At 60.0% G+C, this 22,129-nt stretch carries 15 protein-coding genes; 10 read left to right on the top strand and 5 right to left on the bottom strand.

Annotation, left to right across the window (positions count from 1 at the left end; translation table 11 throughout):
- Window positions 1–143 precede the first annotated feature (143 nt).
- From HMPREF2710_RS03120 to secA, 4 genes are all read left to right on the top strand, one after another.
- Window positions 144–1,850 (top strand): LpqB family beta-propeller domain-containing protein, encoded by a 1,707-nt coding sequence (locus HMPREF2710_RS03120; RefSeq protein WP_049358413.1) that lies wholly within the window; start codon window positions 144–146, stop codon window positions 1,848–1,850.
- 36 nt (window positions 1,851–1,886) lie between these two features.
- Window positions 1,887–2,771 carry a ComF family protein gene (locus HMPREF2710_RS03115; protein ID WP_246824519.1) on the top strand — a complete coding sequence of 295 codons (885 nt, stop codon included), beginning with the start codon at window positions 1,887–1,889 and terminating at the stop codon, window positions 2,769–2,771.
- Between the two features lie 209 nt (window positions 2,772–2,980).
- Complete coding sequence (gene hpf / locus HMPREF2710_RS03110) at window positions 2,981–3,622, top strand: ribosome hibernation-promoting factor, HPF/YfiA family (protein ID WP_012903212.1); 642 nt, start codon at window positions 2,981–2,983, stop codon at window positions 3,620–3,622.
- A 351-nt stretch (window positions 3,623–3,973) separates the two neighbouring features.
- Window positions 3,974–6,589, top strand: coding sequence for a preprotein translocase subunit SecA (gene secA / locus HMPREF2710_RS03105; RefSeq protein WP_070599458.1), 2,616 nt, complete (start codon window positions 3,974–3,976; stop codon window positions 6,587–6,589).
- A gap of 150 nt (window positions 6,590–6,739) precedes the next feature.
- Here secA and HMPREF2710_RS03100 read toward each other — a convergent pair whose 3' ends face one another.
- Together HMPREF2710_RS03100 and HMPREF2710_RS03095 are read right to left on the bottom strand one after the other, a co-directional pair.
- On the bottom strand, window positions 6,740–7,390 hold the full coding sequence (locus HMPREF2710_RS03100) for an Rv3235 family protein (RefSeq protein WP_070599456.1): 651 nt from the start codon (window positions 7,388–7,390) through the stop codon (window positions 6,740–6,742).
- Between the two features lie 125 nt (window positions 7,391–7,515).
- A complete protein-coding gene (locus tag HMPREF2710_RS03095) occupies window positions 7,516–8,433 on the bottom strand; it encodes a LysM peptidoglycan-binding domain-containing protein (RefSeq protein WP_070599522.1) in 918 nt (305 codons plus the stop codon).
- Window positions 8,434–8,641: 208 nt separating this feature from the next.
- Between HMPREF2710_RS03095 and HMPREF2710_RS03090 the strand changes: the two genes are divergently transcribed.
- Window positions 8,642–9,295: a hypothetical protein gene (locus HMPREF2710_RS03090; RefSeq protein ID WP_049349479.1), complete on the top strand. Its 654-nt coding sequence runs from the start codon at window positions 8,642–8,644 to the stop codon at window positions 9,293–9,295.
- A 191-nt stretch (window positions 9,296–9,486) separates the two neighbouring features.
- Here the strand turns inward: HMPREF2710_RS03090 and HMPREF2710_RS03085 are convergent, their stop codons facing one another.
- Window positions 9,487–9,720 carry a helix-turn-helix domain-containing protein gene (locus HMPREF2710_RS03085; protein WP_044150292.1) on the bottom strand — a complete coding sequence of 78 codons (234 nt, stop codon included), beginning with the start codon at window positions 9,718–9,720 and terminating at the stop codon, window positions 9,487–9,489.
- 363 nt (window positions 9,721–10,083) lie between these two features.
- On the opposite strand from HMPREF2710_RS03085, the gene HMPREF2710_RS03080 reads away from it, so the two are divergent.
- From HMPREF2710_RS03080 to HMPREF2710_RS03070, 3 genes are all read left to right on the top strand, one after another.
- Window positions 10,084–10,776, top strand: a complete 693-nt coding sequence (locus HMPREF2710_RS03080; RefSeq protein ID WP_012903218.1) for an SAF domain-containing protein — start codon at window positions 10,084–10,086, stop codon at window positions 10,774–10,776.
- Entirely contained in the window at window positions 10,773–12,470 is a 1,698-nt protein-coding gene (locus HMPREF2710_RS03075; protein WP_070599454.1) for a CpaE/TadZ family protein, read from the top strand. The genes HMPREF2710_RS03080 and HMPREF2710_RS03075 overlap by 4 nt, the downstream gene beginning before the upstream one ends.
- A 338-nt stretch (window positions 12,471–12,808) precedes the next feature.
- On the top strand, window positions 12,809–14,383 hold the full coding sequence (locus HMPREF2710_RS03070) for a sensor histidine kinase (RefSeq protein WP_070599452.1): 1,575 nt from the start codon (window positions 12,809–12,811) through the stop codon (window positions 14,381–14,383).
- A 155-nt stretch (window positions 14,384–14,538) separates the two neighbouring features.
- Here HMPREF2710_RS03070 and HMPREF2710_RS03065 read toward each other — a convergent pair whose 3' ends face one another.
- Window positions 14,539–14,787, bottom strand: a complete 249-nt coding sequence (locus HMPREF2710_RS03065; RefSeq protein WP_005505386.1) for a WhiB family transcriptional regulator — start codon at window positions 14,785–14,787, stop codon at window positions 14,539–14,541.
- 479 nt (window positions 14,788–15,266) lie between these two features.
- Between HMPREF2710_RS03065 and HMPREF2710_RS03060 the strand changes: the two genes are divergently transcribed.
- Window positions 15,267–15,707, top strand: a complete 441-nt coding sequence (locus tag HMPREF2710_RS03060) for an alpha-N-acetylglucosamine transferase (RefSeq protein ID WP_070543758.1) — start codon at window positions 15,267–15,269, stop codon at window positions 15,705–15,707.
- 65 nt (window positions 15,708–15,772) lie between these two features.
- On the opposite strand, the gene HMPREF2710_RS03055 is transcribed toward HMPREF2710_RS03060, so the two are convergent.
- Window positions 15,773–20,320, bottom strand: coding sequence for an FtsK/SpoIIIE domain-containing protein (locus HMPREF2710_RS03055; RefSeq protein WP_246824518.1), 4,548 nt, complete (start codon window positions 20,318–20,320; stop codon window positions 15,773–15,775).
- Between the two features lie 621 nt (window positions 20,321–20,941).
- Between HMPREF2710_RS03055 and glf the strand changes: the two genes are divergently transcribed.
- Window positions 20,942–22,129, top strand: a complete 1,188-nt coding sequence (gene glf, locus HMPREF2710_RS03050) for a UDP-galactopyranose mutase (RefSeq protein WP_005508581.1) — start codon at window positions 20,942–20,944, stop codon at window positions 22,127–22,129.

The raw sequence follows: 22,129 nt of genomic DNA, 5'->3' as shown, positions 1-22,129 counted from the left end.
ACTGTTCACCCAGTACAATCAATGCAGATATGTTTTCACGGTGTTGCTATTTCGCCGTGGTTATCTTTTCACCGTGTTGCGGTGGCCTGCAACGGTAGTTGGTGATTGTTTGTCTTTGTTCGTAGAGGAAGGTTAAGACCTCCATGGCTCATAGGGCTATTGTTTCTCGACGCGCCGCGCTGTCTTGGGGTGCGGTGTCTTTGGCGACGCTCGTGAGCTCTTGCGCGGGTCTTCCCTCGAACGATCGAGTGACTCAGCACAGCAGCGGTCTGGACGTGAAGAGCGTTAACACTTCTCCGGCGCGTGCGCCGGGACCGCTGGCGGGTGCTACCCCCGAGGCGATTATTGAGGGCTTCGTGCGTGCTGGTGTGGACAGCATTGAGAATTATGCTGTGGCGCGCCAGTATTTGAGCTCTTCTTTTGCGCGCCGTTGGAATCCTATGGGTACGACTCGCGTGTACCGTAATACGGTGCAGCCTCGCAGTGACGATAGTGGAACTGCCGAGGGTACGTATCATGTGCGTTTCCAGCAGACGGCGACTGTGAATAGTCAAGGTATTACGAGCACATTCCCGGAGGCTCAGACTGAGACTCAGGATTTCACCATGGTTATGGAAGATAACCAGTGGCGTATTAGCTCCTGCCCGGATGGTCTGTGGCTGGATGGTGCCGAGTTTGAGCGCGTGTTTAGCCCGTGCCGCCTGTACTTCTACGATCGTGCGTTCCGTTATGCTGTGCCGGATATTCGTTGGTTCCCGCATACGGATCGCTATTTTGAGTTGCTGGTGCGTACGCTGATGGCTGGCCCGGCGTCCTACCTGAAGGACGTCGCGTTCTCGGCGTTGAACGAGTCGATGAGCCTTGAGACGGCAACTATGAGCGATAACCAGGATGTGCTGGTTCGCCTCTCGGGTGAGCATCTGGACGATAACCGTTTGGCGCGTGTGCGTGAGCAGATTATGCACGGTTTGGAGAACTTCTCGGGTCTGGGCAAGACTGAGGTTTTCTATAACGGCACTCTGATTCCTGAGAACGCGCCGAGCGGCTTTTCTGCGGTGAAGCTGAACCCGGGTGTTCCTGCCCGCACGGTTGCTATTAATTCGAACGGCCAGATGGTGGCGCGCGATGACTATATGAGCAATGCGGGTGAGCAATTGCTTCTGCGTGGCGTGACCCAGTTGAGTTCCCCGGCGATGGGCTATTCGGCGGATGTTTACGCCTGCTTGGCGAACGATGCCGCGAGCCTGTACACGGTGTATCAGGGCACTGCCCGCCGCGTGTGGCAGAGTACCGCTCTGACTGCTCCCAGTTTTGATGCGTATGGCTGGGTGTGGGCAGCCGATGGTGAGGGTATTGTTCGTGCCTTCAAACCGGATTCTGAGGATGCAACCGAGCGTGAGCGCGGCGTGGATATTGGTTTGTCCTGGCAGCGTAATTTGAGCTTTACGAGCGTGAACGTTTCTCACGATGGTGCCCGCATGGCGATTGTGGCGTCTACTGAGGGTGCGTCGGCTGTGATTATTTCCGGCATTGTGCGTGATGATGCCGGCAAGCCTCTGCGTCTGACGGAGATGGTGCGTCTGAGTTCTTCTGTGACTCCGCGTAATGCCCGTTGGGCTGGCGATCAGAGCGTCGTGGTGGTGAACGTGAAGAATGGTGAGTCTGAGGTGATTTCCCTCAGCGGTGAAGAGACGAAGCTGGACCGTTTGGATGGTGTGATGACCATTTCGACGGCGGATAATACGTCGAATATTATTGCTCACCGTTCTGACGGTTCGTGCTACCTGATGGAGGAGCGCGGCTGGATTCGCCTGGACACGACCCTGCACGAGATTAGTTACGCCGGTTAGCCTCGGGTAGGCGCGAGCGAGGAAAGGGTGCTTTCGGTGAGTTCAGTACAGCGTGGTTTGAACGATTCCGTGAATGGGTCCTGGAGCAAGTCTCTGACCGGGCTTGCGGGCGCTCTCAAGAGTGCCGGCGGGTCTTTGGGGGAGGTGCTGATGCCGCGTACTTGCCCGTGCTGTGCGGTGCCGGTCGCCTATGGGGCAGGCTCGCCACTGTGTGAGGCTTGCTTGCCGCAGTTGCGTTCGGCGTTGGCTAAGGTGGAGCGAGTATATGCTCTGCAACCTCTTGATGGCGCGGCTGCTCCCGAGGTGCGTGCGGCATCCCGTTATGAGGGGATCATGCCGCGTGCCCTGTTGGCGTTGAAGAATGCGGGCCGTACCGACCTGCTGCCCCTGTTGGGAGAGGGTTTGGCGCGTAGCGTGTATGAGCTGTTACGCGCTCGCCGGGAGGAGCTTCAGGCTGAACCCGGTTCTTCTGCGCCGGTTGAGGTTCTGCTGGTTCCGGCACCGTCCTCTGCGCAGAGCGTGCGCCGCCGCGGCTATGCGCCGGCGAATCTTTTGGTGCAGGAGGCGGTGCGTCAGCTCAATCGGCGTTTGCCCGCCTCGGTGCGGGTGCGCGCTGTGGACGTTATCGGGTACGCTCCTCGCCCGCGGCGGGGGAGCGGCGCCTCCATTATTTCTGACGCGCTTTCCGGTGCGCAGAACGAGCAGAAGGGCCTGGGCGCTGTGGGTCGTGCCGAGCGGATGCACGGTGCCCTGCGCGTCATGGAGCCTGCTCTGTGCGCGGGGCGGGTGAGCATTATCTGTGATGACGTGGTGACTACCGGCGCGACTGCCTCGGAGATGGCGCGTGTGCTACAGGATGAGGGGTCGCTGGTGCTGGGTGTGTGCGCCGTGGCGGCGGTACCGAAAAAAGCTCAGATATAGCGTTTCTTGTAGTTAGTTGCAAGAGATACACGATTTTTAGCTGTTAAAGTTCGCAGACGGACGAATAGCTATTATTTAGGCTAAATATTTGTCATATCTAGTGATATGAAACATGTTTCGTACTAAAATATATACAAGGGAACGGCATTGAAGTCGAACCCCCGTACCGGGTCCAACCGGACGCGGTATAAGCCCCCAACCTGGAGGGAATGATCGTGGAAGTCAACATCTACGGCCGCAATATCAAGGTCACCGAACGCCTGGAAGAATACGTGAACGACAAGGTTCAGAAGTTCGCGCAGCTCGGCGATAACGTGAAGGACATCGACGTCAAGTTCAGCAAGGACGGTCACCTGGGTGGCGAGTCCATCCGCGTTGAGATTACCGTTGTTGGTACCGGCCCCGTCCTCCGTTCCGAAGCCCAGGGTCACGACAAGTTCGCGGTCTTCGATGAAACCTACGGCAAGCTCCTGGAGCGTCTGCGCCGTGCACGTGACCGCCGCAAGCTGCACAAGCGCGGTGGCAAGCACCCCGTCTCCGTGGCGGACGCTACCGGCTCGATTCCTGTGGTTACCGAAGCAATTACCGAGATTCTGCTGCCGGATGTTCCGGTGGAAGAAGCAGCATTCGATAACAGCGAGGTCACCCTCGCCGACGAAGCCGCATCTCCCATCGAGATTCGCCACAAGAGCTTCAAGGGCGAGCGTCTGACTCCCGCAGAAGCTGTTGACCGTATGGAACTGGTCGGCCACGACTTCTACCTGTACATTGACAGCGAGACCGGCGCACCGGCTGCGGCATACCGCCGTAAGGGCTGGAGCTACGGCATCATTACTCTGGACAACGAGTAAAACTAACGTACCTGCTGGCTGCTGAGGCGTAAGGCTCTTTAGGGGTCGTACTCAGCGAGCAGGCTCAAGACCCGGGCGGTCTGGGAACACACACCGTGTTTCTCCAGGCCCCCGGGTTTTTCTTTGCCCTCCACACAGCCGTTCCTTTAGGCGGACGGGTCGGCTCTGCCTCAACCGGAGGGTGAAAGATTCGAGCGTCACCAAATGTCACCTCGTGGGCGTACAGCGTAAAAAATAGCTCGGACGGGCGAATTAGGCGGCTCTGCCATACAATATGTAGGAAGGCCTCACCGCGCGCACTTTCGCGCGCCCTTGGTGAGGGTACCGAAACAAACAAGGAGTAGAAGCTCAGTGGCATCTTTCTTGGAGAAAATCCTCCGAACCGGCGATAAGAGGGTTCTGCGACAGCTCGAAGCGTACACTAAGGCGGTGAACTCGCTCGAGGATAGCTTCGCATCGATGACCGATGAGGAACTGCGAGCAGAGACCGACAAGTTCCGCGAGCGCGTCAAGGACGGCGAATCCCTCGATATTCTGCTGCCGGAGGCCTTCGCGGTAGTCCGTGAAGCGTCCAAGCGCACCCTGGGCAAGCGCCACTACGACGTGCAGCTCATGGGCGGCGCTGCACTGCACCTGGGCAACATTGCCGAAATGAAGACCGGTGAGGGTAAGACCCTCGTCGCGACCCTGCCCGCATACCTGAACGCCCTGAGCGGCAAGGGCGTGCACATTGTGACCGTGAACGACTACCTGGCTGAGTACCAGGCGAACCTCATGGGTCGCGTGTTCCGCTTCCTCGGCATGGAGTGCGGTGTGATTCTGTCCTCCATGGAGCCGGACGAGCGTCGTAAGCAGTACGCCGCAGACATCACCTACGGTACGAACAACGAGTTCGGCTTCGACTACCTGCGTGACAACATGGCGTGGACCGTGGAGGAGCAGGTTCAGCGCGGCCACAACTTCGCCATTATCGATGAGGTCGACTCCATCCTGATTGATGAGGCACGTACCCCTCTGATCATTTCCGGCCCCGCAGCCGGTGAGGCGAACCGCTGGTACGCAGAGTTCGCGCGCATTGCCGCGACCCTGCTTAAGCGCGGTGAAGACTACGAAGTAGACGAGAAGAAGCGCACCGTCGGCATCCTTGAACCCGGCATTGACAAGGTGGAAGACCACCTGGGTGTGAAGAACCTCTACGAATCCAAGAACACCCCGCTCATTGGCTTCCTGAACAACTCCATTAAGGCGAAGGAGCTGTTCACCAACAACAAGGACTACGTGGTCATTGACGGCGAGGTCCTGATTGTTGACGAGCACACCGGTCGTATTCTGCCGGGCCGCCGCTACAATGACGGCATCCACCAGGCGATTGAGGCGAAGGAAGGCGTCGAAATCAAGCCTGAGAACCAGACCATGGCGACCGTGACTCTGCAGAACTACTTCCGCATGTACGACAAGCTGTCCGGTATGACCGGTACCGCGGAAACCGAAGCGGCAGAGTTCATGAACACCTATGAGCTCGGCGTGGTGCCCATCCCCACCAACAAGGGTGTGCAGCGCATCGACAACCCCGATAAGGTGTACCGCGACGAAATCGCCAAGTTCAAGGCGGTCGTCAAGGACATTAAGGAACGCCACGAAAAGGGCCAGCCGATTCTGGTCGGTACCGCAAGCGTGGAGAACTCCGAATACCTTTCCCGCCAGCTGGCGAAGGAAGGCGTGCGCCACGAGGTGCTGAACGCAAAGAACAACGAGCGTGAAGCAGCTATTGTTGCGCAGGCGGGCCGTAAGGGCGCCGTCACCGTGGCAACCAACATGGCTGGTCGTGGTACCGACATTATGCTCGGCGGTAACCCCGAATTTGAGGCCGTCGAGAAGATGCGTGAGCTCGGCCTGGACCCGAACACCAACTCCGAGGCGTACGAGGCACGCTGGCCCGAGGTCCTGAAGGCTTGCGAAGACGCCGCTAAAGAAGAGCACGATGAAGTCACCAAGCTCGGTGGTCTATACGTGCTCGGCACTGAGCGTCACGAGTCCCGACGTATCGACAACCAGCTGCGCGGTCGTTCCGGCCGTCAGGGTGACCCGGGTGAGTCCCGCTTCTACCTGTCGCTGACCGACGAACTGATGCGCCTGTTCAACACCGGCATGGCAACCCGCCTCATGGCGGCAGCCCCCGAGGACTCCGCACTGGACTCCAAGATCGTTAGCCGCGCTATTGCTACCGCACAGGCAAACGTTGAGGGCCGTAACGCCGAGCAGCGTAAGAACGTGCTCAAGTATGACGACGTGCTCAACCGCCAGCGCGAAGCAATCTACAAGGACCGCGGCCGCATCCTGCACGGTGACGACCTGAAGGAACAGATTTCCGGCTTCGTGGACGAGGTGCTGACCACCATCATTGACGCCCGCGTCTCTGAAGGCCACGCCGAGGACTGGGACTTCGACGAGCTCTGGAGCGCCCTCAAGCAGGTGTACCCCATCTCCATCACCGTGGACGACCTCGCTGAGGACGCCGGCGACCGCACCAAGATCACTCGCGACCAGATCGTGAAGGAAGTCCTGGCGGACGCACACCTCATCTACGAAGAGCGCGAGAAGAGCGTTGGCGAAGAGAGCATGCGTGAAATCGAACGCCGCGTCATGCTGTCCGTCATTGGTGAGCGCTGGCCCGAGCACCTGTACGAGATGGAATACCTCAAGGAAGGTATCGGTCTGCGTGCGATGGCTCAGCGTGACCCTCTGGTCGAGTACCAGCGTGAAGGCTACGACATGTATCAGTCGATGCTCGGCGCGATCCGCGAAGAGACCGTGACCTACCTGTTCAACCTGGACCTGTCCAAGCAGCGTACTCAGGCTTCTGCCGTGCGCCTGGCTGAGCCTTCGCGCCCGAAGTTCCTGCAGTACTCCGCCCCGGATGAGGACGGTCACGAGCAGGTTCACGTGGAACGCTCGAAGGACAAGTAGCCTCAGCGTAAAAGCTGACGCACCGCAAAGCGTAAAAAGAGCATAAAGCACAACAGAGAGGGTGCGAATCCAAGACCGGATTCGCACCCTCTCTGCGTGTCTGTGGGTTTGTGCTCTGCGGGCGATTTATTCAGCAGGCGATGAGGAAACCTAGTCTTCGTCAACCCGGCTCTGCGGTTGCTCAATCGCGGTAATCAGCCACATGCCGTGAATCAGGCGCATCTGCATGGTCACCACACGCACCCTATCCGCGCAACGTAGCAGTGCCACCACCTCGTAGAGCTCATCGTGCACCTTCTGCGCTCGCACCCGCAGCAGAACCGGCGGGAGAGTCAACAGCATCTCCTGGCGCACCTGGCGCGGGTTCTTCGGGAAGAACGGCAGCAGACGGTGGAAACAATCGGCAGACACCCACTGCGCCAACTGCTGACGCGAACGACGAGCCGACATAATCTCCAGGTACGCAATCGCCACACCCGCGCAACGGCCCTCCAACTGGCGAGCTAGTGCATCCGCCGGACGCAACGGGCGGCCCTTCTTCATCACCTGCGGACGCTGCGCCGAATGCTGCTCGTAACGCGGCAGCGGCAACAGCGAGTAAACCGACGGGCTATTACGCTTCTGCACCAGAGCCATCGTGCCCTGACCCTGCTCGGGGAGAGGCTCCGCTTGCTGCGGAATGACCGGCTGCTGAACCACAGACTGAGCGGACGGGCGACTCTTCGAATACGGGCTGACAGGCTGTGCAGGCTGATGCGGCGGGGTCCACGGGGCGCGGGGGAGAAGATGGGAGAAGCTCATGACGGCTCCTTTCGGTGCGAGGGTTTCGGCGCAGAGGCTTTCGGTGCAGGGATATGTGAGGTGAGCTGAGCGAACGAAAGACTGTCGAGGTGAGGCGGAGAGGGGAGCGGAAGACACGGGTGAGGCTAGTGAACGGGCTGCTCAGGAATCTGCAGAACCTGCCCCTCATAGAGCAGCTCGGCGTTCTGGCCCAGGGCGTCCTTGTTCGCCTCGTAAATATCGAGAGTGTAGTTGTAGATGGTGGAGGCGTCGGTGCCTTCGCCCAGCTGCTCGGCGGCAATCGACCAGAGCGTATCGCCTGCCTGAACCGTGTAGGAGTAGGTGCCCGCCTCGGCGCGGGGAGGAGAGAAGAAGGGGCTGCGGTCCTGCAGGGAGCCTGCCGCCTCCGTGGGTTCAGGCGCCAGGGGAATATCGGGAACCTCTGCGGAGAGCTGCAGTGGAGCGGTGGACTGATTCGGGGCGGTATCTGGCAGTGCCGCATCTGCGGCGGTATTCGCTGAATCTGCTGCCATAACAGCTGAAATCGTCGTCTGCGGCATGCCCTCCGTACCGGTCAGCCCGGCGCTACTGGGCGTAGCCACCGTAGCCTGCGCGGGAGCCAAAACCGCCCCCACTCCAAGAGCCGTGCCGCCGAGCGTCAGGACGATGCGGCGCATAAAGCGCGGACGGAAAATCGCCGGAACCTTCAGCACTGCGCGGTCAACGTTGCGGCTCGAAACTCGCAGGGAACGAGCGTAGAAGAGCGCGTAGATAAAGCTGATGAACCACCACGCGGTAATGAGGAGCGCCGCCGCTCCTGCGCAGAGCAGCGAAGCGTCTGTCAGCGGGTGCGCCGAGGGGATGCGGTGCAGGTTCACGCTCAACGCACCAAGGACCGCCGCGGAAAGCAGGGGAGGGGCGATGAAGAGCAGAGCGTCCTGGTAGTTAGCCTTGGTGCTGGTTTCATGACCTGCGTCAGCGCCAGATGCCAGAGGAGTAACGGACGCAAGGGGATGCGAAGCGAAGGCTGCGGGGGTTGAACCCGGCGTGGAAAGATGGTCCACAATGACCTCCAAATGGTGTGTTTGATGTGTTTTGATGTTGCTTCATTTATACAGGAAGTTGTGTTAAAAATGAAGCAAAAAGCATCAAAATGCATGAAAAACATGTAATTTGATGGAATTTGCTTCAAAAATTAGGTTTGAGAATCATCATCTGACCAGAAAAACGCCCCGGTTCGTATCCGCACCCCTCCTCGGGTAGGGTCATAGTATGAGCATGGAAAAGTTCCTACGAGACATTGAGGCGCGCCTCGCCTCCGAACGCGCCTGGGATATGGAACAAGACGCCCGCCAAGTCGCCCGCGTCCACTATTCAACCATCACCCTCGACGACCGCCTCCTCGCACAAGTTGGCGGCCCCATCCGTATCTGCGCCACCGACATGCAAACCTACGAAGGTAAGCTCGAAATGGTCGGCGAAGAATGGGTCAGCATCGAAGCGCGCGGCGAGAACATCATCATCCCCCTGCGCGGAATGCTTTGGTGGGAAGGCGGCATAGCTCCCGGACGCGCTGATGTTCGCCCCGAACGCTACCGCATGAAAATCCAGCTCGCCCTGCGCTCCCTCGCCATGGCACGCGAGCCCGTCCGCCTCTCCCTCGAAGGCGGCACCGTCAGTTACGATGGCGTGATTGAGCGAGTTGGCGCCGACTTCCTCGAATTGCGCCTGCTCAACGGTGGACAGTACCCGCGCATCCACGAACGCGACCAGTACGCGCGTGCAGCCTACGGTGCGCAGGGAGGTTACGGGCAGGCTGGTTATGGTCAGGGCGCCTCCGGCTACTCTCGTGCACCTCGCGGCGCTGGCGTGCGCACCATTCCGCTGGCTCGTATTAGCGCAGTTATCGCCCGTATCTCACGCTAAAAGCACGGGGTAAATAGTGGGCAGTTCAATTTGTGGGAACGCCCATAAAAACGCCTCGACAAGTATAAATTCCCTTATAAAAGCAACAATAAACACAAAAAGGTCCGCCCCTCTCCATTGAAATCTCAATGAGAGGAGCGGACCTTTCTAAAACCACTCGAGCGTTGCGCCCGCGAGGTGCATGTCGAATGCTACTCAGCCTTAGCCTTTGCAGTGAGCTTGCCGGAAGCAATCGCCTCCAGAGTCTGCTCGTGGCGCTCAGTAATGTACTCTTCAAAACGAGAGCGTTCAATGCGCCACTGGTTACGTCCACCAATCTGAATGGCGGGAAGTTCGCCGCTACGCACCAGAGCACGCACCTGCGAAAGCGAAACCTGCAGCTCCTCGGCAACGTCGCTCAGAGTGAGGAAACGAGGTGCAGTCATCGAATTATTCCTTTCCGTGAGTGAAATCCTGGGCCCCTTAGCCACCGTTAGCGGCCTTATACATAGAGTCCATACGGAACATCTATTGAGTACTTTCAGTATATGTCATCACCATGAAATTTGCGCACAAAAAGCCTTATATGAGCTGAAAAGTTATCTAATTACCCATTCAAAAGGGGCAAGACTCAAAAATATTTCATAAACGCGACTCTTGTTGAGAGCGAGTACTAAATGAAATATGCTGTTAGGGTTAGTGCCAGAATCCAGTCAAAGCACTATCGAAAACACACCACTCGCTCATCGGTCAGTTGAACAACACCCGGAATCACCGCCGGCTTCCGCACCGAAAGGCACAACCACATCATGCGCATACGACAGAACGCGACGAAGCGTTCCACCCTCACCGAGCCCCACGCCAGGCGCCTCAAAAGGCCCACCGTCAAGGACTGGCGATTCATCCTCGGTGTACTTCTCGTGCTCGTCTCCATCACCGGCGTGCAGCTCTACGTGCAAGCCAACAACAGCAAAACCGAGTACTACACCGCCAAAAGCGAGATTCGCCTCGGCGAGAAGATCACCGAAGACAAACTAGCCCGAGTCGAAGCGAACATCGACTCCGCCAACGATAAGTACTTTACCCGCGCCGACGCCGCCCAGATGAACGGCAAAATCGCGATTCAGCGCATCCCCGCCGGTAACCTCATCAGCAAGGAATCCGTAGGCACCGAAACCTCCCCGGGCCGCCGTCTCGCCACCGTCAGCATTGACCGTGCGGCAGCCTCCGCGCTGAAGGCGGGCGAGCGCGTGGACGTGTGGACCTCCGGCCCGCGCAACCCCGACACCAAGAGCGATAACCGCACTGAAAACGGCGCCCGCGCCATCGTCACCAACGCTGAAATCGTTGCTGTAACGGTCGACGAAGGCGTGCTTGGCGCCAACGGCAAGGCAACCGTGCAGCTGTGGGTCAAGGAAGAAGCCCTCGCCGCCCTCGTCAAGGAAAGCAACAGCGACTCCAAGATCAGCCTCATCCCCGGCACCTATGGGGAGGGTCAGTGAACATCCCCGTCATCCTCTACGGCGATGACGGCTCGCTCCTGAACCGCATCGAATCCCAACGCGGCCGCGTCTCCGTGGCGCGCACCGTGCAGGACTTCAGCGAAGCCGTCGGAATGGCGCACACCGGCATTGCCCGCGTGCTGCTCTGTGCCCACGTGCCCGCCGAAATAAGCGCCTCCACCGTGGATGCGCTCGCCGCCTCCGAGGTGCTCCTGGCGGTTATCGCCCCGGACAACCTGCATCTGCCCACGCAGGCTCACCGTATCCGCCCCGAAGCTGCCCTCGACGAGATTCTGGGCTCGCTCGAACAAGCGGTGGATGCGGCGCTCGCCCGACCCGCCGCCGGCTACGGCATTCCCGCACAGACCCCGAATCAGGCTCCCGCACAGACCCCGAATCAGGCTCCCGCGCAGGCGGTGCATCAGCCGGAGGCGCACGCCGCCTACGGTCAGGACGCAGGCTACGGATACGATGCAGGGTACGGCTACGACAGCGCGTACGGTGGCTACGGTTACGATAACGGAGCTGCTGGCCATGGGGCGGGCGGCTACGGCTATGATCCCGCCGCGGGTGCTGCTACAAATGCTGGTGCACACTACGGCGCCGACTACGGAGGCTACGGAATCGACCCCGCAGCACCGGCCGCCCCGGCACCCGGTGCGCCTGAGCCGGCGGAAGCCTCCTCGACCGCCCCCAGCAACGAGGAATCCGTGCTCAGTCAGGCCGCTGCCATCGTTGACTCTTTCGCGCCCGGCAGCGACTACGCCCTGCACGTGCAGAACGAGAATAACGACGGCACCCTGCCGCAGCACCCTGACATCAACCAGGACCCCGCCGCGCCTTCCCGCTACCAGCCGGGCCACCGCCTCGGCACAATTGTGACCGTCTGGGGCACTCACGGCGCGCCCGGTCGAAGCACCATCGCCTTCAACCTTGCCGCCCTCGCGGCGCAGCAGGGGCAGCAGGTCTGCCTCATCGATGCAGACACCTACGCGCCCAGCCTGGATGCGCTCATGGCGCTCGAGGACACCGGCTCCGGTCTGGCAATTCTCTGCTCGGACGCCGACCGCGCCCAGCTCGACGAGAAGAAAGCCGGAGCCATCATGGAGCGCGTGCCCCTCAAAAACGGCACCTTCGACTTCTTGAGCGGCATCACTTCCTCCTCGCGTTGGCCCGAGGTGCGCGCCCGCGCCTTCGCCGAAGTACTCGAATGGCTCAAACACCGCTACGACCTGGTCATCTGCGATGTTGCCGCCCCCATCGAGGTCGACGAGGAACTGACCTTTGACGGCCCGGCACCGCGCCGTAACGCCGCGACCCTCACCGCGCTCGCCTGCGCCGACCGCGTAATTGCGCTCGGTGAAGCGGACGTCATCGGCCTGCCGCGCCTGATTAACCTTGCCCGCGAGGTGCAGTCGCGCCCGGACCTGTTCGCACCTGAAACGGATGTGCAGTACTGGCTCAACCGCAGCCGCCGCGAAGCCGCCGGATTCAACCCGGAGGCGAAAATGCGCGATAACTGGGCACGCTACCTGTCGGTTCCGCTCACAGGCGTGATCCCGTACGAGCGTAAGGTCATGGACCGTTTGCGCCGCAACGGTGAGGCACTGCTGGAGGTGGCACCCCGCCACGCAGTCGTGCAGTCCTTCGAAGCGATGCTCGAGGGCATGTACGCGGTGCGCCCCATCGTTTAACATCAGTCCCGGCGGGTAGGCCCGTCAGCTACAACTAATGCCCGCCAAAGGTGGGTGAAAGAGGCCCGGCTTATCGGTATTCCTCCCAGAACAGGGGAGCGCCGGTATGCCGGGTTTTCTGCATCTTCACCCGGGGCCAAGGCAGAGACGTGGTGCGAATGTCTCACTATCCAACTGAGGGGTGCATCTCATCTCTCTGCGTCATATTTGGGAATAAAAGCGTGCTTCAAGAAATGCTCTGTAAACTATTCCACATATTGCCGTTTGAATGGGACTCACGACGACCAAACCCGTAAAATGGTTGAATCTACCCGAACTCATGGGAAGCACACAAACATATGTCTTTTGCAGAAGGAATTATGAGCGCCTGCGACTTCGGTCCTGGCGACACTGAACGCGTTCACCTCATCATGGGTGAATGGCAGGTCATCTCTGACATCGCCCAGAGTGACCTGGTTCTATGGTTCCCCACCGACTACGTTGTTGCCGACGGCAGCTCCCCGGATGCCGTATCCGGCCCCAGCGAAACCAGTACTTTCCGTGCCTTCGCGCACGTGCGCCCCTCCAACGTCCGAACCCTCTTCCACCGCGACATCATTCAGCGCGAGATGGACGAGGGAATCCGCGACGAGGCATACCGCGTCTGGATTGACCAGAACATCAGCACCTACACCGATGAGGGAAGCGGTGAAGGCGTCGGTGCTCGACCGCGTGTACACGTGACTTTTGTGCCCATTGTGCGCAATAACCGCACCATCGCACTGCTGACCAGCCACAAGATTGCCACACCCAGTGGCTACCCCTCCATCAGCGACGAGGTCTACGAATATACTGCTGACACCATGCTCTCCATGGTGCACTCCGGCCTGTGGCCCGACCCCCTCGCCCAGGGAAATAACACCCAGGGCAACCCCCGCGTGATCGACGGCATTATTGTGCTTGACCCCGCCGGCCGCGTGGTGGTTGCCTCCCCGAATGCGAACTCCATGTACAACCGCATGGGCATGACCGGCTACCTCGAAAAGCGAAACCTTGCCGATGTCACCCGTGCGATGCTTCCTGCCGGTGAGCAGGCGGATGAAACTCTGCAGTTGGTCCTTGCCGGACGCAGCGACCTGCGCACCGAATTGGTTATTGCTCGTGCCCGTGTGACCATGCGATCCATCCCGCTGCTGGCACAGAGGCGTGCTCACATCGAGCGTGAGGGCGCCGTGATCCTTTGCCGTGACGTGACCGAGTTGCGCCGCCGCGAACTGGAACTTATGACCAAGGACGCGACTATCCGCGAAATCCACCACCGCGTGAAGAACAACCTGCAGACCGTGTCCGCTCTGCTACGCCTGCAGTCGCGCCGTATGACCACTGATGAGGCACGTCAGGGCCTGGAGCAGGCGATGCGCCGCGTGGCAACGATTGCTACCGTGCACGAGGCGCTTTCGCAGGGCCTGACTCAGAACGTCGACTTTGATGAGCTGATTGAGCGTCAGTTCCACCTTGCCGCTGAGCTTGCTTCCCCCGGTCAGCACGTGTCTACCAAGCTGATTGGTTCCTTTGGATCTTTGCCGAGCCAGTTCGCCACCCCTCTGGCACTGGTTATCAACGAGGTTGTCGCGAACGCTGTGGAGCACGGCCTGGACGGCGAGACCGGCACCGTGACCCTTGAGGGTATTCGCGGCATCAACGATGAGGGTGAGAACATCCTCACCGTCGTGATTACTGATGACGGTAAGGGCATGGGCGATAAGAAGATTGAAGAGTCCGGCCCGAACGCCTACCGCCCGGTGACCGGTAAGGAAGGCCTGGGTATGCAGATTGTGCGTACCCTGGTGGCAAGCGAGCTGAACGGCTCAATCCGCTGGGAGGCTAACGAACCGACCGGTACCCGCGTGGTCATCACCGCGGTGCTCGTCTAAGCCCCTTCTCGTATGACATATAGAACTGCCGCCGCCCCGAGTACGGGGTGGTGGCAGTTTGCTGTCTAGATAGGTTCTGTATATGACAAAAGCGTGGTGCAGTGACTTTATATCACTGCACCACGCTTTTGATGCCCTATTGAATACTCCGGAAGTTAGGATGCACGGCGGGCACGAGCTGCGCGACGCTTCATCGCACGACGCTCGTCTTCACTGGTGCCACCCCATACGCCGGAGTCCTGGCCGGTCTCGATGGCCCACTTCAGGCAGACGTCTACAACCTCGCAAGAGCGGCAGACAGTCTTAGCCTCTTCAATTTGCAACAGGGCAGGTCCGGTGTTTCCTACGGGGAAGAACAGCTCCGGATCCTTGTCCAAACAAGCTGCACGACTACGCCAATCCACGGTGGACCTCCTTCATGATTTACGGTCTCACGCGGTGGCAAGACACATCTATTTTCCTGTGCGCGTGTCAAATACATCCGCTGACGGGATGCTCACCCAGCGTTAGGGTGAAAATTGACTTATCAACTTTCGCATGTTGGAGCGGATGTGACAAGTACTTTTCTCTAAAAACTTCAGTATTACGCTGAGGCATCTATCACTTAGGCAAACCTTTGTCTAATTGAGGGGGTGGGGAATCGCATGCTGACACGCATATTCTGCGCCGCGTCTCATAGATGAGATGCGGGCGGCCGGGTGAGCGGCGCCTCAGGCATAATATAAAGCGGTACCTACCCCTGAAATACCGCACCGATGACGAGGCGGTGAACCCGAGACAGGGGAGCGCCCACCCGCTAACGCACTAGCGCATCGGAAACATACCAGCATGCCGGACCGAATACACCCCGGTCTGCCCCGCCACTACCCATGAGGAGCCCACCGTGACGTCACGCCCGTTCAACGTCATCTACGCATTCGCCCTGACCGAAACCTTCGCGGCATACATTCTGATTCGCGGCATCCTCTACCCCTTTATTGTCAGCGGTATGTCTACCGCCCAGGCGATTGTGGGCGGTGTGCTCCAGGTGCTCATTGCCGCGGGCATGACCTACTTTGGCCTGCGTTTCTACCGCGGCCGCTTCGGTTCGCGCCTGCCCATGATCCTGATTACTCTCTGCACCCTGTGGGTCACCGCAAGCACCCTCATTATGAACGTGAGTGCTTACGGCCTGAATATCGGCCAGCTCATCACGATTGCGGGTGTTATTGGCGCGGCGGCTGCCTTCATCTTCGTGCTCATGCCCAGTAGCCGCCGCTATATTGAGGCGGTCACTGAGGAGTCGGGCGAAGAAGCGGAGAAGTACAGCCGCCGACGCCGCTAAACCCCTAGAGCGTAAACCCCTAACGCCGCTAAACCCTAGATAGCTCGGCGCTAGAGTGCTCAGCTTTAGACCGCTACCGGCACCTTCTGCGTAGCTGTTACAGCCTGTGCAGCCGTGGTCAGTGCCAGGGGAACCTGCGCCGCACACACGGAAGCACCATCCACCACCACAAGACGACCGGCGGGCTGCTCGCCCTGCGTGAATCGATCCAGCGGCAGCGCGGTCACCGTGCACATGTCAGCATCCGCCAAGGATGCGGGTGCGAGCAGAAGCGCACGCGAGCATCCCATGAGCGCAGCCAGCAGCGGTGAGGAGGCGCGCCTCGGCCACGGCGTGTAGGCGACCAGCATGGCACGGAACTCACCGCGACGCTCCAGAAGTAGCTGCTGAACGGCGGGTTGCAGGTACTGCAGGTCGTCAATGAGCACGAGCGTCTGCGCGGGGTTCTTCACCGAGTCCAGGAGCGCACGGGTACGCTCCACGCTCGGCGGCTCACCCGACGCTCCGCCATCACCCGAGGTGCCGCCAGAACCCTCAAGGATGAGGGTTTCGAGCTGCGGGTTGAGCTGAGCAATACTCTCCAGCAGGGTGCTTTTACCCGCCGACCGGGAACCCTGCACCGGAACTACCGCGCCAGCCGGGGCGCTCAACCACACCGGCATCTGCCGGCGATCAAACGCGACCAAGAGCTTAGCGCCCTGCGGATTGCACGCGGCGTGGGCGGCGGTCACGTACTCGGTCGAGGGCATGCGATAGTACTCGGGGAACTGCCGCAGAAGAGTGCCGGGGTGAGTGCCTGACCCGTTAGAAGCGCTCGTGGCGTTACCCTGCAGAACCTGAACCAGCTCCTGGAAACCCGCAACGCAGGGCGAAAGAATCGACGCGCTCAGCGGCTGATCCCCAATCAACTCCTCGTTAATGGCACCCTCCACGCAGTAGTGGCTCTGTGCCGGGGTCGGGTAGTCCTTGCTCGTTGAACGCATCAGGTCAGCGTCCAGGAAGCGGCGGCTCAACAGAGTGGAATGCGCCGCAGCGGCGAAACGACCGCGCGGGTTCAACGCGGAGGTGAACACCACCGAATAGCCGCGACGGCACCCCTGCGAGAGCAGATCGTAGAGCAGGTTCTCCGTATCGGGTTGGCGAACCAGTGCCTCCAGCCAACTGTCCAGACCGTCCACGACAATGAGCGGGCGGGTGGAAGCCTCGGTACCCCACAGGTTCGGGGTGCGCAGCTCCTCCAAGCAGAACCGCAGATGCGAAAGCTCCTGTGCACCCACGAGCGACTCAAAGGCACCGGCGTAGGGTTCCAGGTCGCGGTAGAGCGCACCGTCAGAGGTCAGCAGAACAACCGGCGTGCGGGCGGCGAATGCCTGAGCTAAAAGCCCGTAAAGCATCGGGGCTCGTTCGGCGCTCTGCGCCAGCAATGCCAGCGCCTGCTGACCCGACCAGCTGATCGGGCGGCGCACACCGTAGCGGGCAATCTCCAGCTCACCCAATAGATACCCTTCGGAGGCAACGCCAGAGTCTGCAGGCTCCTGCGGGGTAGCCGCCGGGTCAGTGCCGTACGCTACCGGTTTGCTAACCGGCGCCTCCACCACGGGCAGCGGGGTGTTCTCGGGAAGCTCCGGTGGAATCGGGCAGTACTCATCCTGAACCGCTGCATTCTTCTGAAGACTCCTCGGCGCGTACTCGCGTTCATAGAGCGCACGAATCTGCTGCGCCGAACGAATCAGCAGCTCATCCTCATTACCGCCGCCCTTCTGAACGGCAGAAGCGGCAGACAGCTCACGCCAGCCGCCCTCCTCAAGACCCAACACCTGCACCGGACGGGCATCGCTGCTCGAGGGGACCGCATCCACCAGCGGGGCGCGGAACGGCAGGGAACGACCATCCGGCAGGCGCACATACCCGGCACCCGGATGCGCCGCCGAAATATACGCCGCAGACTCATGCTCCAGCAGGTTATAGGAATCCTGAGCGCTCGCCACGCGCAGGCAAATGCTCGCGGCAATATTGGCGCGAATATCCTGCGAAATAGCACCCTGCGGACGCTGAGTCGCCAACACCAGATGCAGACCCAGCGAGCGACCAATCGTGGCAATGCGCATCAGCTCAGCCATAGCATCCGGCATGGAATCGATGAGCATGCGGAACTCATCCACCACAATCAGCAGCTCGGGGTAGCGCGGAATCGTGCCCGCAGCCTGGCAGGACGCCAAGTAGTCGCGGTAGGAGTTCACACCGAGCGCCTGCAGATCCACCTCACGGCGGTGAATATCGGCGCGCAAAAATTCGAGCGCACGCTCCACCGCCGACACATCAAAATTACTCAACACGCTGAGTGCATGCGGCAGCTGAGCCAGAGGACCCAAACCAGCAGAGCCCTTGAAATCCACCAGAATCAGGCCCAGACGCTCGGGCGGGTAACGTAGCGCAGCGCTGAGTACCAGCGAACGCAGCAGCTGCGATTTGCCAGCACCGGTCGTGCCACCGAGCAACCAGTGCGGACCGTGCTCAGATAAACCAATATTCAGCGAACCGCCCGAAGAAACACCCAGGTAGCAGCGAATATCGGAGGCGTAACGCTGAGCGGACCAGCGCTGCAGAACGGACTCCACCGCCACGTCATCGGCACGGTTCTTCTGCTGTGCGCTCTGCTGCTGAAGAGATGAGAACAGATGCGCCGACTGGTGCACCTGCCCCTCACTGAGCGCGCCCTGCTCCTGCTCGCACCCGGCGCGGTACAGGTTCTCAAGAGCGGCACAGAACGCCTCGAGGCTGAGCCCATCGGCGTGCTGGCACAGACCCTCACACGCCAGAGGATGCACCTGGTAGACACCCTCGGTGGGCTGCACCGGAGGCATCGCATAGCCCTGCGCGCGGTAACGGATGCTTTGACGGTGGCTACCCTCACTCGCGCACTCAACCCAGGCGGCACCAAAAAGCGCACCGGGTGCATGTGCGGAATTATCACCCTCAGCACTGCCCAGCACGCAGAGCGCAGGGGCGTTCATCTTCTGCTCACGCGGGGAGGAGAGCGCGCGGGATTGCGAACCCTCAGCGATAGCACCGGAGGTTAGTGCGGTCAGCAGGGGAGCGTAAACCGCGCTCGCATGCTGCGGCATGAGAATCAGCGGCGGAACCGAGGAAGAAAGCTCCGACTGCAAGCTGCTCTGCAGAGCCTGCAGATACTTCTCCTGCTGCGTACCCGGCAGACAATGCACACTCACGCCCGGCACCACAGCCAGAGTTTGTAGCAGGGCGTTCATACGTTTCTGCGCACTATTGTGAGCTTCGGCCAGCAGAACGTGCACCGAACCCGGATAGCCCGCCACCAGCTGCACCAGGTAGGCGCGCAGATGCGCCTCCTCCAACTTAAGGTAGTGACCGAGAACCGGGGTGGGCAGCGGTAGATAGTGGGGTGCATCCTGCTTCTCCAGAGCGCCCAGCGGGAGGTTGCGGCCGCGCAGGTAGGGCTGGCGGGGACCGCACCCGAGCACAATAGCCGGGTAGTCATGCAGGGCAGAGGGACCCGAAATCGCCAGGTCGCCCGCGGTCGGCAGGGCGAGAGCACGTTCCTTCTCCTGCAGTGCCGCCTGATGAGTCTGCTGCGATGCGGCACGGTTCTCCGCCCGACCGCCAAAGAAATGCAGAAGCATCAGCAGCGAAGACGCCGCAGACATCAGCAGAAGGAACCACATGCCGGTCACCAGCGCAATAATCAGACCCACCACAATGGGCAGGCACACGCTCAACAGAATCTGCTTGAGCTTACGCGGCGTGGGAGGGTTCACCACCACTGGCTCAAAGGGGTTGCCAGCATCGCCCAGGGGAGCGAGCGTCTGCGCGGGCTCGCCACTGGAAGAGCCAGAAGAAGAACCGAGAGAAGAACCGGGGGGAGCGGTGGCGCTCGCCTTCTTAGTGGTGTGTTCGCGGTCGGCGCTGGGTGAGGTGAGCATGCAGAGTGAGGAGCCGAGGCGGAAAGGCTCGTCCCAGCGCAGGATGCGCGGCTCGGCGCCCTGCGCCTTCATACTGCCATGTGCCTTCTCGCTGCCCTCGCTTGCGGCGGGGCGTTTCTCGATCCAGCGGATGCCGGAGCTATCGGCGTAGAAGCTGCCGTGCACCGGCTTGAGGAAGGGGTCCTGCAGGTGAATGTGGTGCGGCTGTTCTCCTCCACGGGCAGGTAGTGCCGCCCTGCCGAGGCTGGTGCGGCCGCGGCTGATGGGGAAGGTTGCGCCCGCTTCGGGTCCGCGCAGAATGTGCAGGAGGCTGACGGCGGGCGCGTTCAGCGATTGAGAATCTTGGGGCTGAGAATTTAGGGGCTGAGATTCGTTCGGAATGTGGATATTTAGCGCATCCGAGGTGTTGAGGGGGTCCTTATCGTGCGCGGGGCGTAGCTGGAACGTTGTATCCCGCGCCTGAGCGTGCGCGCCGGGTGTAGAGCGTTGCAGAGCGTGGTTGAGTGCCTGCTCTAGAGCCTGCTGGTTTGTGCTACCTGTGCTACCGGGGTGCAGCTGTATTCCGTTGGGTGCCGCCTCGCCGTCGAGTCGGAGTACGCGGGGGTAGGGGAGCGCGTTGGTGGTGTTGTGGTGGTCGAGAAAGAAGAGAGTCATACCCTCAGAAAACATTAAAAAGCATTAAAGCTCAATGAATTACCTGTATATAAACTAAGACGTTCGTATTTTTTGAATTTTTCGCCCCATTTTTCAAAAAGCTGTGGATAAACCGCCCCAATCACCTCTCGCGTGCACCGGCGCGCATCCCCAAATATGCCGGCAGGGGTGCTTTCTTGTAGCGCGTGAGAGCACTTAAAATGCCCGCTTCGACCTGTCCCTTGTATCTGCGGCTCTATGCGACGGCTAATTATCGCAGTAAATAGAGCGGGGTGAATATTTACCCGTAAATAAAATTCCTTCACCGTGAGCGGGCCGTAAAAATACACAGAAGAAAGAACTGTCTCAGACCCGCTTGACCTCGGGGTTCGCGAAGAATATTCACACAGAGAAAGAGTGTGCGAACAATAGTCCAAAAGCCCCTAAAAGCACGTCATAAGTATGCGTAGTGCTTGATAAACAGGTATCTTAGATTATGACTATATCCATCACGGGAGGGGCTTTTTGTACCCACCCGTGCGGATTGCGGCGCGACTGAGAACCCTCGGATGTGTCCAATCTGGTAGGTGAATACCGCCCTCGCAGAAGCGGCGGTGCGCCGTGATAATACAGGAGAAAACATTGACCGCTGACCTCGTAGTAGTCGGTTCGGGCCTCTTTGGTCTGACCATCGCAGAACAGGCTGCCACTGAGCTGGGCCTGAAGGTTGCCCTGCTGGACCGCCGTTCCCACATCGGTGGTAACGCATACAGCGAGAAGGAGAAGCAGACCGGTATTGAGGTGCACCGCTACGGTGCGCACCTGTTCCACACCTCCAACGAGCGTGTCTGGGAGTACGTGAACCGTTTTACCGAGTTCACCAACTACGTACACCGCGTGTACACCCGCCACAACGGCATCGTCTACCCCATGCCGATTAACCTGGGTACCATCAACCAGTTCTTCAACGCAGCTTACTCTCCCGCAGAGGCAAAGGCGCTCATCGCTGAGCAGGCTGGCGAGCTGGCTGGTACCGACCCGCAGAACCTGAATGACAAGGGTATCTCCCTGATTGGTCGCCCCCTGTACGAGGCGTTCATCAAGCACTACACCGCTAAGCAGTGGCAGACCCCGCCGGAAGAGCTGCCCGCATCCATCATTTCCCGTCTGCCGGTTCGCTACAACTATGACAACCGCTACTTCAACGACAAGTACGAGGGTCTACCCGTTGACGGCTACGCAGCATGGCTGGAGCGTATGGCGGCGCACCCGAACATTGAGGTGCACCTGAACACTGACTTCTTCGAGCCCGGTCACCAGTACTCTCGCGAGAACGTCCTGGGTCAGATTCCCGTGGTCTACACCGGCCCGGTTGACCGCTACTTCGACTACGCTGAGGGCGACCTGTCCTGGCGTACCATCGACCTGGAAGAAGAAGTCCTGCCGATTGAGGACTTCCAGGGCTGCTCCGTGATGAACTACCCCGATGCTGATGTTCCCTTCACCCGCATCCACGAGTTCCGTCACTTCCACCCCGAGCGTGACTACACCAAGGACGCAACCGTCATCATGCGCGAGTACTCTCGCTTCGCGAACAAGGGCGACGAGCCGTACTACCCGGTCAACACCTCCGTGGACCGTGAGAAGCTGCTGGCGTACCGCGACCTGGCTAAGGGCGAGAACAACGTGCTGTTCGGTGGCCGCCTGGGTACCTACAAGTACCTGGATATGCACATGGCTATCGGCGCTGCACTGTCCATGTTCGACAACAAGATCCGCCCGCACTTCGCTAACGGTGCGAAGATCGAGTCCGGTGGTGTTGACGCATAA

The sequence above is a fragment of the Rothia sp. HMSC069D01 genome, assembly GCF_001810135.1.
Classification (GTDB): domain Bacteria; phylum Actinomycetota; class Actinomycetes; order Actinomycetales; family Micrococcaceae; genus Rothia.
Note: the sequence above shows the minus strand (reverse complement) of the source record. Positions and strands in the feature narration are given on the sequence as shown.

What these genes read in the sequence shown, in the direction of transcription:
- HMPREF2710_RS03120 (WP_049358413.1), top strand. Translation starts at nt 144, where the DNA reads ATGGCTCATAGGGCTATTGTTTCTCGACGCGCCGCGCTGTCTTGGGGT.
- hpf (WP_012903212.1), top strand. Translation starts at nt 2,981, where the DNA reads ATGATCGTGGAAGTCAACATCTACGGCCGCAATATCAAGGTCACCGAA.
- HMPREF2710_RS03100 (WP_070599456.1), bottom strand. Translation starts at nt 7,390, where the DNA reads ATGAGCTTCTCCCATCTTCTCCCCCGCGCCCCGTGGACCCCGCCGCAT.
- HMPREF2710_RS03090 (WP_049349479.1), top strand. Translation starts at nt 8,642, where the DNA reads ATGAGCATGGAAAAGTTCCTACGAGACATTGAGGCGCGCCTCGCCTCC.
- HMPREF2710_RS03085 (WP_044150292.1), bottom strand. Translation starts at nt 9,720, where the DNA reads ATGACTGCACCTCGTTTCCTCACTCTGAGCGACGTTGCCGAGGAGCTG.
- HMPREF2710_RS03080 (WP_012903218.1), top strand. Translation starts at nt 10,084, where the DNA reads ATGCGCATACGACAGAACGCGACGAAGCGTTCCACCCTCACCGAGCCC.
- HMPREF2710_RS03070 (WP_070599452.1), top strand. Translation starts at nt 12,809, where the DNA reads ATGTCTTTTGCAGAAGGAATTATGAGCGCCTGCGACTTCGGTCCTGGC.
- HMPREF2710_RS03055 (WP_246824518.1), bottom strand. Translation starts at nt 20,320, where the DNA reads ATGACTCTCTTCTTTCTCGACCACCACAACACCACCAACGCGCTCCCC.